Source organism: Moritella sp. F3 (assembly GCF_015082335.1).
Classification (GTDB): Bacteria; Pseudomonadota; Gammaproteobacteria; order Enterobacterales; family Moritellaceae; genus Moritella.
In genome coordinates, this window is record NZ_BLRL01000018.1 from 67,219 (window position 1) to 79,379 (window position 12,161).

The 12,161-nt window shown below is 40.5% G+C and carries 9 protein-coding genes; 1 reads left to right on the plus strand and 8 read right to left on the minus strand.

Annotated features, from left to right (window positions below; translation table 11 throughout):
- Positions 1-30 precede the first annotated feature (30 nt).
- The 5 genes from JFU56_RS20485 to lptD all read right to left on the minus strand — a co-directional run bounded on the left by JFU56_RS20485 (position 31) and on the right by lptD (position 6,203).
- Positions 31-408 (minus strand): ApaG domain, encoded by a 378-nt coding sequence (locus tag JFU56_RS20485; RefSeq protein WP_198439103.1) that lies wholly within the window; start codon positions 406-408, stop codon positions 31-33.
- A gap of 13 nt (positions 409-421) precedes the next feature.
- Positions 422-1,240: a 16S rRNA (adenine(1518)-N(6)/adenine(1519)-N(6))-dimethyltransferase RsmA gene (gene rsmA, locus JFU56_RS20490; protein ID WP_198439104.1), complete on the minus strand. Its 819-nt coding sequence runs from the start codon at positions 1,238-1,240 to the stop codon at positions 422-424.
- Positions 1,237-2,220 (minus strand): 4-hydroxythreonine-4-phosphate dehydrogenase PdxA, encoded by a 984-nt coding sequence (pdxA, locus tag JFU56_RS20495; RefSeq protein ID WP_198439105.1) that lies wholly within the window; start codon positions 2,218-2,220, stop codon positions 1,237-1,239. Before pdxA ends, rsmA begins: the two co-directional genes overlap by 4 nt.
- A 12-nt stretch (positions 2,221-2,232) precedes the next feature.
- Complete coding sequence (gene surA / locus JFU56_RS20500) at positions 2,233-3,519, minus strand: peptidylprolyl isomerase SurA (protein WP_242066041.1); 1,287 nt, start codon at positions 3,517-3,519, stop codon at positions 2,233-2,235.
- A gap of 284 nt (positions 3,520-3,803) precedes the next feature.
- A complete protein-coding gene (gene lptD / locus JFU56_RS20505) occupies positions 3,804-6,203 on the minus strand; it encodes an LPS assembly protein LptD (RefSeq protein ID WP_242066042.1) in 2,400 nt (799 codons plus the stop codon).
- A 190-nt stretch (positions 6,204-6,393) separates the two neighbouring features.
- On the opposite strand from lptD, the gene djlA reads away from it, so the two are divergent.
- Positions 6,394-7,185: a co-chaperone DjlA gene (gene djlA / locus JFU56_RS20510; RefSeq protein WP_198439108.1), complete on the plus strand. Its 792-nt coding sequence runs from the start codon at positions 6,394-6,396 to the stop codon at positions 7,183-7,185.
- Here the strand turns inward: djlA and JFU56_RS20515 are convergent.
- The 3 genes from JFU56_RS20515 to rapA form a co-directional block, all read right to left on the minus strand.
- A complete protein-coding gene (locus JFU56_RS20515; RefSeq protein WP_198439109.1) occupies positions 7,182-7,988 on the minus strand; it encodes a DUF3530 family protein in 807 nt (268 codons plus the stop codon). The two genes, djlA and JFU56_RS20515, sit on opposite strands and share 4 nt — an antisense overlap.
- A gap of 27 nt (positions 7,989-8,015) precedes the next feature.
- On the minus strand, positions 8,016-8,705 hold the full coding sequence (locus tag JFU56_RS20520) for a pseudouridine synthase (protein WP_198439110.1): 690 nt from the start codon (positions 8,703-8,705) through the stop codon (positions 8,016-8,018).
- Between the two features lie 117 nt (positions 8,706-8,822).
- Complete coding sequence (gene rapA, locus JFU56_RS20525) at positions 8,823-11,735, minus strand: RNA polymerase-associated protein RapA (RefSeq protein WP_198439111.1); 2,913 nt, start codon at positions 11,733-11,735, stop codon at positions 8,823-8,825.
- Positions 11,736-12,161: the final 426 nt, after the last annotated feature.

Genomic DNA, 12,161 nt, shown 5'->3' on the forward strand with positions numbered 1-12,161 from the left:
TTAATGCGCTATTTATTTTAGTGTAATCGATCAGTGCAATAGATTTGGCGTGACCAGTCTAAATGGCTCGATTGTAACGACCACTAATTCACTTGCATTAAGCTGTAATTCGATCTTACCTTGAACGATACTCAATGGAGAATGGGTAATTATATCATTGCTATAGCAAAAATCTTGTAGTGAAGGGATAACATAATCATTATCTTGAAAAGGATTGTGTAATTCGCTTACTGTGCCATCGCCGTCGGTGAGTAATAACTGGATTGTGGATAAGTTAACAGGTTGGCTTAATGGGTTAGTAATGGTGATTGTATAAGTAAAGAAGTACCTGTGCTGTGTCGGCACCGATACTTCTTCGACATATTCTGTATCAATGATAAGCGTGAATGAATCCGCTATAGTGAGCATTGATACGGGCTGCCTAATCCGCTACTTGCAGTGGATTATCAACAACAAAGTTTGCTATCGTCACGTAATTTTCTAAGGTTAAGTTTTCTGGACGTAGAGAAACATTAATACCTAGCGCTTCAATATCAGCAACTGAGATCACTTTTTTCAAGCTATTACGAATGGTCTTACGACGTTGGTTAAAGGCACTTGTCACGACGTGATTAAGTACTTTTAAGCTCTTCGCTGGGAAAGGCAATACAGCATGTGGTTCTAAGCGAACAACAGCTGAGTCAACTTTTGGTGCTGGTTTAAATGCGCCTGGGCCCACTTCCAATACCGGTGTTACTCTGCAGTAGTATTGTGTCATTACTGTTAGGCGACCATAACTTTTCGTGTTGTGGCTTGCTGCTAAACGTTGTACTACTTCTTTTTGTAACATGAAGTGCATATCTTGGATATCTTCATGGAACTCAAATAAGTGGAACATTAATGGCGTTGAAATATTATAAGGCAGGTTACCAAAAATACGCATTTTCATGTCTGGTTTGATTAACTGACGGAAATCAAAACGCATTGCGTCTGCTTGGTTAATGTCTAATTTTTTAGATAATACAGGGTGCTCAGCTAATCGTTCAGCTAGATCTCTATCAAGCTCAACAACAGTCATTCTATCAACACAATCTGCTACTGGCTCGGTTAATGCTGCTAAACCTGGACCAATCTCAATTAGGTTTTGACCTTTTTGCGGGTTAATCGATGCAACAATTTGACCAATTACATAAGCGTCATGTAAGAAGTTTTGACCAAAACGTTTTTTCGCGGTGTGACCTAAGTGGACCTTGTCGTTCATGCGTTTTTCTCTACCATTTCTATTGCTTGGTTTACTGCTGTAAACATACTGCCGGCGTCGGCTGTTCCAGTTCCTGCAAGTTCAATTGCAGTACCGTGATCAACTGATGTTCGGATAAAAGGTAAGCCCAGGGTAATATTTACCGAGCTGCCAAAACCAACCGATTTTAAGACCGGTAATCCTTGGTCGTGATACATTGCTAATACAACGTCAGCATCATCAAGATACTTAGGTTGGAACAAGGTATCTGCAGGGAGGGGGCCTGTTAAATCCATACCCTCATCGCGAAGTTTCATTAACGTCGGAGAAATAATCTCAATTTCTTCACGACCTAGATGTCCATCTTCGCCTGCATGTGGATTAAGTCCACATACATAAATTTTTGGCTTTTCAATGCCAAACTTCTTTTTCATCTCGGCATTTAGAATGCGAATGATATTACTCAATCGCTCTTCTGTTATCGCTTTTGCTACATAAGCTAGTGGGATATGAGTCGTCACTAAGGCAACGCGTAATCCCGTTGTCGCAAGCAGCATTACCACATCGGCGGTTTCTGATTGTTGGGCAAAAAACTCAGTATGACCACTAAATGATACGCCGGCTTTATTAATGATACCTTTGTTAACTGGTCCTGTTACAACGGCACTAAACTCTGCTGACATATTACCTTCACAAGCAAATTGCAGGGTGTCGAGTACATAGCGGCCATTGGTTTCATCAAGTTTACCTGGTTCTGCTGCTACAGCCATTTTCATTGGAGCAATAGTCAGTGTACCGGCACGTTGTGGCTGTGCAGGCATACTTGGGTCGTAGTTGAGTAATTCAACCGTCTTTCCGAGCATTTTTGCGCGAGATAAAATGAGTTCAGGATCAGCACAAAGTACCAATTCAACTGGCCAGTCTTGTCTAATCAATTCCAGAACAAGATCAGGGCCAATGCCAGCGGGCTCACCTGGAGTAATAGCAATACGATGAGTCACATTTTCACCTGTTTACGATTCATTATTTAAAATACGAATATAAGCTTCTTGTTTCAATTCATTTAACCAAGCTTGGCTTTCTTCGGCTGCACGACGATTATACAGCAATTGCCATGCTTTTTGGCGATTTGCTTTCTCTGTCGTATCTTGTGTACGTCTATCAAGTAGTTGCACTATGTGCCAGCCATGACTAGAGCGGAATGTCGGGCTTATTTCACCTTTTTTCAAATCTTGCAATGCGAGTTTGAATGCCGGTACATAGATACTAGGATCTGCCCAACCGAGTTCGCCGCCTTTCACTGCTGAACCGGTATCATCAGAATAAGCTTTTGCTAGTTCAGCAAAGTCTGCATCGCCTGATTTAATACGCGCTAAGTAACCATTTAATAACGATTGGGCTTTTTCATCACTTAAGATCACGGATGGTTTTACTAGGATATGGCGTGCGTTGACTTCTTTTGTTAAGACTGTTTCTACACCACGCATATCGGCAACTTTAATGATGTGCAAGCCTGCGCCACTGCGAATTGGACCTATGATATCGCCTTTTTTGGCATTGGTTACAGCTTCTGCGAACAAGGTCGGCATTTCATTGATATTCATCCAGCCCCAATCACCACCATCAAGCGCTTTAGGGCCTGCTGAAACGGCTAAGGCAAGGGTTGAAAATGACTCGCCCGCATTCAGCTGAGTTTGTATATCCGCAATTTCAGCTTGTAAGCTTTCCATTGTCGCGCTATCAGCCTCGTTCGGGACTCGTAGCATGATATGGTTAACACGGTATTGTAGGTTTTTCTGGCCTTGTTCATTAATAATAGCCAGTAAGTTATCAACATCTTGATCGGAAATGGTAATACGACGACGCATTTGCATACGCTGTACTTCATTAGTTAAGATCTGAATGCGAACTTCTTCTTTATAGTCGTTAAAATCGCCACCATCAGCAATCACGCTTTGACGCAGCTGTTCAACGGTTTGTTTATTGCCTTTGGCAATATTATTTAACGTATCTTCAAGCTGTGCATTACTAATTCGCATCCCCATTTTCTTTGCCATCTGCAGCTGCAAACTATCAAGAATTAGTTTATCTAGCGCTTGTTGGGTTAGTACCTCTTGAGAAGGTAGTGTTTGACCCGCTTTAATTGCTCGCGCTTTCACGGAATTGGTTAATATGTTTACATCACTGGCGAGAATGACTTCTTCATTAACAATCGCAATCACTTCATCAAGTTTGGTTAGCTCGGCCTGTGCTTGCCAACTGGTTACAACTATGACTCCAGATATCAGAGTCTTAAGCATTTTTTTAATCACTTTATGAATTCCTATTCAATATCGACTATAACTGTGACAGCAGTAGGCTGAAAATTATCATTTTTTTTACCACGGGAGAGATGAGGAACGTGTAATTCGCTGAAACCGAGGTGAAAAAGTAAGCGGAAGTATACCTTGTCAGACCTTCAATGCAATCATCGTGGGCTGTAAATCCTTGTTTGAATGATAACGGCTATTGTTAACTGGGTTATTTATAGCCGTTGTCATCTTCGAGCGCTGTGTATTATTTATATGTTACGTGATTAACACCGTTATTCACGTAACTGGAATGGTTCACCGTAGGTAAATAGACTTGATGTGCCTATGTTATCCATATCAGTACCAATACCGCCAAGACCTTTGAGTTCAAACATTAAGGTTGGACCACGATCAAACTCTGTCACACCGGTATTAATATTGTGGTTTTTCAGACGATAGCCATAATCAAGACGAACTGCCCAGCAGCAATCTTCATATTTAATCCCTGCGAATGCATCTTGGGTTATTTCATTTTCAACATCGTAATAATAACTGGCGCCGAAATCCCATTGGCTATTAATTGGTAAAACAAACTTGGAACCAATCTGATTAATCCTCGAGTTAACACTGCTATTTTCATCTTCGAGTATAGAAGCTGTGTTCTCAACATAGCGGTAATTAAGTTGTATTTTTTGGCCCTTATCGAAGCGATATTCAATCGCTGCATCGGCACGGCGAACTAGGTCATCTTGGATCGCATATTCGATACTATTATTGATAAATAAATTATGGCTTATTTTAACATCGGTTTCCATGACGATACTTGATGTAGTCACCTCGGAATTATCAACCGTAGTATCGGTTTCTGGTGCAATACCAACTTGGCTGTCACCAAAGTAGACTATTTGACCCAAGGCAAAACGGAAGCGTTCACTGCCCATATCATCAAAGACACGACTTGTTAAACCGACAGTGAATTGGTTAGCATCGGCAATACGGTCTAAACCACTGTAAATACGGTCACGGTATAAACCTAAGAAATCTTGTTGAATTGTCGATGAATCGTAAATACCGATATTATCTTGGTTTTCGTAAGGGATATATAGATACTGAACTTGCGGCTCTAGTGTCTGCGTGATGTTATGGCCAAACCACGATGTAGGACGCTCAAAATTCAACCCGGCATGAAACCTTGCTGTTGGTATAACGCGAACAACTTGCTCTTCGAGCTCTCCTTTATAACCGTTCGAGAAATTTTTATTATCTGACTCATTGAATGTCTGACTGTAATAAGTCATCGGTAGTTTAAATTCGGCAACCGCAAAACCAGCTGGGCGCTGGTAAGGAAAGGTTATTGAAGGCTCTATGTGGGTTCTTATACCGCTGTACATATTATTGTCAGAATGAGAAAAATTAGTGATCTCGTTGTAAGACGATAGCTCAATAGCACTAGTATCAAACTGTTTATAGCCTGTAAAAGATATTTTTGGTAATACTTTATGTGGTGTAGATGATGTCGAGTCACTTAAAATTTGAAAATCACGGACTTCAAATTGCGATGACGTCATATCGGTATTGTAAGTTAATGCCGCCGTTCGTAGTAGGGTATTACTGTCTCGAGAACCTGCAGATGCATCAAGATCGGAAAAGTAGTCGTTATCACTGACTTGGGTGTAGCTAGCGTTGAGATTTAAATGCTCATTGAAATTACCATTATGACTCCAATGAAAAAGACTACGATCGCTATCGGTTTTTTTATCGTTAGCGAGGTATTCGACATTTAGCTTACCGCTTTGCCCATCAACTAAATAACGAAATTTGTTCGTCAAGTGAACGCCACGTTCAGACATGTAAGTTGGAATTATTTCCATGTCGTAGTTTGGTGCGATATTCCAATAAATAGGCTGAGAGAAAGTAATACCATTTTCTAACGAGTTTTCAAATGATGGGAATAATAGTCCTGATTTACGTTTATCTGTGGTGGGATAAGTAAAATAGGGCATGTAGAAAATCGGTACGTCTTTAAAATACAGCGTTGCGTTATACGCCTCGGCTGATTCCTCGACATTATCAACATTGATCGATGAAGCGCGTAACACCCAGCTGTTATCACCTAATGGACATTCACTATATGTCGAACGTTGCATTAAAATGTTCTCACCGCTATTGGTGATATAGACCTTTTTAGCCTCACCATTAGCAGCCTGACCATGCAGCAGATAATTGACTTGTGATAGCTCGGCATCTTTGGTATCTAAATTAGCTTTTAATGCTTGGCCTTTCACTGTCGATGAACTGTCTTCTAATATCACATTACCTTCTGCGGTGAGAATATTAGTCAGTTGGTACAGAATTATCTCATCGGCAGATAATATTCTATTGCCTTGGGTAAAATTCACATCACCATTGAAAATAGCCTTATTGCCTTGAATAACCTTGGCATCGTTTGATAGTAGCTGAATTTGGTTAGCTGCTTTTGAATCTTCAATAGCCGGCTTTATAGGTGGTACATAGGGAAAGCATTGTTTAAATAATGATAATTCAGCTTCTTTTTGTAAGGCTGTCGCATCACTTACAATCGTTGAAGATCCATCTGCATTGGTAACTATGGTGGCTGCGCTAGCTGAGAATACGACACCGCTAAGTGTGGAGAATATGGTGAAAAGGCGCATTTTAACAATCCATTTTGTCATCGATAATTTCATTAAAATTTAAAAACAGCTGGATATAATAATCCATATTGTCCTGATAGACCATTTAATGACTAGTTTTATCCCGTAAACCTGCAAAAAGATCATGAGATTGATTGATTTGTTACATTTTAAACAGCCATAATACGATTCTTATATAAATATATGTCATTTTTGCTTGGTAGCTACTTTTATGAATATGTTGTTTTACATTTTATTGTTTGCCATCGGTATGAAGTTTGGTGGATTCTTTGGGGCTGTTTTTATGGTCTGGGTTGGCTCGATATTAAAGCGCCAATTTGGTCCAAAACTCGGTATTGATACACGACCTGCTGCGCATAAGCGCCAGGATATATTCTTGCACACCTCATTCTCGGTGATGGGGCACATGGCAAAGGCTGATGGTCATGTGACCGAAGTGGACATCCATGTGGCGACGCAGTTAATGGATCGCATGAAATTGACAGGGGAAACCCGCCGGGCAGCACAAGTGTCATTTAGTCAGGGTAAAGAGGCTGATTTTCCATTGGAGCAAACGGTACGTGATTTTCGTCGTGTGAGTGTATTGCGTCGAGATTTGATTAAAATGTTTTTGGAGATACAGATCCAAGCGGCATTTGCAGATCATGAATTGTCAGACGCTGAACGCGCTATATTACATCGCATAGGTGGCATATTAGGTGTTACCGCACAGGATATGGATAATTTATTACAGATGATGGAAGCTGAGATACGTTCTCACCGTCATGGTAGTAAAGTGAGCCGTGAAGAGGCCTTAACGAATGCTTATCAACAGCTAGGCGTTAGTGCGGAAGATGATGATAAAACCATTAAACGCGCTTATCGTAAATTAATGAATGAGCATCATCCTGATAAATTAGTATCAAAAGGTTTACCGGAAGAAATGATGATCATTGCGAAAGAAAAAGCCCAAGATATTCAAGGTGCTTATGACGTAGTGAAAGAATCAAGAAAAATGCGTTAATACCAATCTTGCGTAACTAACCAGCCATAAATTATTTGGCTGGTTGTTATCTGAGTTTCCAATTGCCCTTGTAATCCAATCACTTCAACCTGCCGATAGTTACTTTTATTGACACGCTTTGCTGCAGTATTTCTTATTTTTGCTTGCTCAATGACAGCGAGTTCGTCTGTTTTTCTGTATAAGTCTAGTATGGGTGTTTTAAGTTCAAGTAACTGCTTACTCAGTTGTGTTGACAGTGCTGCTGTAGGACTATTGGTACTGATTAACACGATCGCATCGACATAAATGTCAGGATTATGAATTAAGATATTAATGATTGCTTGGCTGTTTGCACCTTGCAGTACCATTAGGCGTTTACCTTCCTGGCTAACTACTTTTTCTTGTAAGATCTGTAATTGGGCTAACAAGCGTTCTTCAGATTGTGTTGAATTTAAAGCTTGGCTTAAAGGTGAGACCGAATAGGAATGTAAGCCTTTATTACTGAGTTGGTTACGCAGCGTTTGGATAATGCCAGGGCTGTTCGCTGACGTATAAGTATCACCAAATAGCCAGCTAGTACCGACCACATGCCCTGTTGTTTGTTCACGCCATAATGTGAGGAAACGGTTATCTTTATCACCTAACCACGCGACTTCGCTGGTATCGCTATACTTCGTTAAGTCTTGATCAAATAAGCGTTGTTGTGACATCGGGAAGGCGATGACTGGTGATGCTATGTTATTTTTTTCGTTATCGTTATTTATCGCGGCACTTAATTGCAGCGATAAAACAGATAAACATAATAATACCAGAGCCTTAAACATTGAAGGTACCTAATTTAATGATAGTCATTAATTGATTGTAAACGGCGGACATGCTTTAAATGTCATTTTTTCTGACGATAAAGGATGCTCAATTTCTAGCATTGCCGCATGCAGCTGTAAATGCTCAGCTCCTGTAATGCCTTTTTTCGATGCATATAACTCATCACCGAGTATCGGAGTGCCTAATGCTAACATATGTAACCGTAGTTGATGCGAGCGACCCGTCACAGGTTTAAGTAGCACTGTAGCACTGGCTTGTTGATTATTGTCGTCGCTTGCTTGCTGCTGTGCTATAACCTGCCAATGCGTGAGAGCGGGTTTACCCTCGATAAAATCAATCATTTGTCTTGGTCTATTTGGCCAATCACACCGTAAGGGTAAATCAATACTGCCATTCGTTGCAGCTGGAATACCTTCCAAACGTGCGTAATAGTACTTGGTTGTTGAACGTTGCTGAAACTGTCTGCTTATATGGCTTTGTGCAGCTTTCGTTAATGCCATTAAGATCACCCCTGAAGTGCACATATCTAGGCGATGTACAATGGTTGCCGTCGGAAACTGTTCTTGTACACGACTGGCAATACTGTCGTTATGTTCGGGTAATCGCCCTGGTACGCTTAATAATCCACTCGGTTTATTTAAGACAATAATGGCATCATCTTGATAAATAATATCCAATCGAGGGTGTTGTGGTGGAGCATAAATAAAATCGGGCATAGGTTATTTTCATATAGTGAAGAATGGTGAGGTAAGGGTTAAGTGATGATTTTAATAAAAAGGAGTTAATCAAAATTAACCCCTTTTTTATCATTCATGATTAGGACCGAATGTTATTTATTTTGGCGTCACAACAATAAAGCGTACTGCGTCTAATTTAAGTTGCGCGTTATTAATGTGTGTTGTTAGCTCAGCTGTTTGTTTTTCTACAAATGCCAGTTCTTCATCACGTACATTAGGGTTGATCTTCTGCAGTGCTTGTAGACGTTCAAGTTCCACACTCATATGCTGCTGCATAGTAACCAATGCAGCGTTAGTGACTGCTTGCTTTTGGTCTTCAGCGACAGTGGTTGATTTACCGATAAGGTCGTGAATAACGGTCTGAGATGCAGATACTAGCTTAGTTGCTACATGACGGTTGATCGCGTTGAGCTGACGATTGAAACTATCAAAATCAACTTTTAGCGCTAGGTTATTCGAATTCTTATCAAGCAATAAACGAATTGGGGTTGCTGGTAAGAAACGATTTATTTGGCAGTAAGACGGCGCCGATGTTTCTACTACATAAAGTAGCTCTAATAAAATAGTGCCAGCAGGTAATGCTGGATTTTTTAATAGTGAAACGGCTGTTGAACCAGTATCAGATGTCATGATTAGTTCAATACATGCGCTTATTAACGGGTGTTCCCAAGTAAGGAAGTGCACATCGTCACGTGATAATGCCGTATCACGATCAAAAGTGACCGTAATGCCATCTTCAGATAGGTGCGGTAAACTTGGTACTAACATTTGATCTGTCGGTTTTAATACCAACATGTTTTCACCACGATCTTCTTGATTAATACCTATCACATCGAATAAGCGTATTGCGAAAATAGGCAGTACAGGGCTATCATCATTGATTTTTAGCTGGGTAATGATGTCATCTGATTTACCTAAACCGTTAGAATTTAGCTCTAGTAAACGATCACGACCACTTTCCATTTTTAATTTCAATGCATCATATTGACTGCGTGTATCGGTGATTAGTGCCTCTGTTGTAGTAACGTCGATTTCTTTTGCTGCAAGCTGAGTAAGTAACTCATCTTTGACTTCAGCAAAGATATCGCCGCCGATAGGACAGGTATATTCAAACGCATTTAAGCCATTGTGATACCAGTTTTGTAATACGTCTTGTGCTGTATTGATAAAGAAAGGCACGTGGATACTAATATCATTTTTTTGTCCAATACGGTCAAGACGACCAATACGTTGTTCAAGTAAATCTGGATTTAGTGGTAAATCAAACAAGACTAAGTGCTGCGCGAATTGGAAGTTACGACCTTCAGAACCAATCTCTGAGCAAAGTAATACCTGTGCACCTGCATCTTCTTGAGCGAAGTAAGCACCTGCTTTATCACGCTCGATTATCGACATGCCTTCATGGAATACAGTCCCGCGAATACCTTCATTAACACGCAGTGAATCTTCAATCGAAATAGCTGTTTCTGCATTAGCGGCAATAACGAGTACTTTCTCATTTTTGTTCGCTAGTAAGAAATCTTGTAGCCATTCAACGCGAGGATCGAAGCTACACCAAGATGCATCTTTACCTTCGAATTCGAGGAAAATTTCTTCAGGATATAAACCACGACGAGCCGCTTCAGCGAAACTTGCGGTGCCATTCATCATTTGGGCAACTTTTAATGACGTTTTATATTGCTCCGGTAGCGTTAATGGCACAGGGTTGTAGCAACGGGTTGGAAACCCTTTAATTGCAGCGCGGGTATTACGAAATAACAAACGACCTGTACCATGGCGATCAAGTAATTGGCTGATGATTACTTGTTTTGCTTGCTGAGCATCTTCTGAACTTGGCGATGTTCGCATTAAGGCTAATTTATCAGATATATCTGTTTCACTGAGTAGTTTCGTTAATGATGCCGCTGTTGCTGTTGATACCACTGGTGAATCGAGTAGCGCTTGTGCTGCTTGTGCAATCTCAGCATAACCGCTTTCTTCAGCAACGAATGCTGCATAGCTATAGAAACGGTTTGGATCTAATAAACGCAAGCGTGCAAAGTGGCTTTCATGGCCAAGTTGATCGGGTGTTGCTGTCAGTAGTAGTACACCTGGTGATTTTTGCGCTAATGATTCAACCACCTGATATTCACGGCTTGGCTCTGTTTCACTCCAAATGAGGTGATGAGCTTCATCGACTACTAATAAATCCCAATCAGCGCCGACAGCTTGTTCAAAGCGACGGCGTTTTTTACGCAAGAAATCGAGGCTACATAAAATCAGCTGCTCAGTCTCAAATGGGTTATCTGCATCAGCAAGTGATTCGATGCAGCGTTCTTCATCAAAAATACTGAAGTGCAGGTTAAAACGACGCATCATTTCAACTAACCATTGATGCTGTAATGTTTCTGGCACAAGAATTAATACACGGTTAGCTAGGCCTGCTGTCAATTGCTGGTGGATGATTAAGCCAGCTTCAATTGTTTTACCTAAACCAACTTCATCGGCAAGCAATACGCGGGGGGCATGGCGTTGACCAACTTCTGTTGCTATGTGCAACTGATGTGGTATCAAGCTTACACGTGGGCCTTGAATACCATTTAATGCTGATTTTTGCTGAGCAAACTGATGTTGTAATGTTTGGTGACGTAAAACAAAACGATCCATACGATCGATCTGACCGGCAAATAAGCGATCTTGTGGTTTATTAAACTTGATGAAATTGTTCAGGAATGTTTCACGTAATGAAACTTCTTCACCGCTATCTTGATGAGTACCGATGTAAGTAATGATACCTGAGCTTTCTGTTACTTCAGTAACTGTTAAGCTCCAGTCTTCATGAGAGAGGACCTGATCACCGACATTAAACATGACACGCGTGATCGGCGCTTCGTTACGAGCATATAAACGGTTTTCACCACTTGCAGGAAATAATAGCGTTAACATTCTGCCTTCGATGGCAACTATTGTTCCTAATCCTAATTCTGATTCCGTATCGCTGATCCAGCGCTGACCAAGTTGGAAGGGCATGTATATTGAAACTCCAAAACCGTAAAAAGGGCGCATGTTACCTAAACCAGAGAGTTAGGTCACGTATAAAGACAAATAAATAATAGTTTAAATTGTCTTGGTAAGTAAACTCTAGCTATATAGTCGGTAAAAATATAAATCCAGTGCTCGTGCAATGGAAATAGACAGGTAACCTGTATAATGCAGCTTAAATCATCATGATTGAATGGGCGGCCGCTTGTTTTTGATTTGTTTTGTTTGAATTGTGTGCGGTTTTTAACCTTTATCCTGAAAATGGAATGAATTGTATAAAATTACTTGCCAATAAAACGCAGATCTCTATAATCGCTCCCACTGACACGGCAACAGTCGTTCAGTATGCTCTTTAACAATTTATTCAAGCAATCTGTGTGAGCACTTGCAGAGATATAATGACCAAATATTATA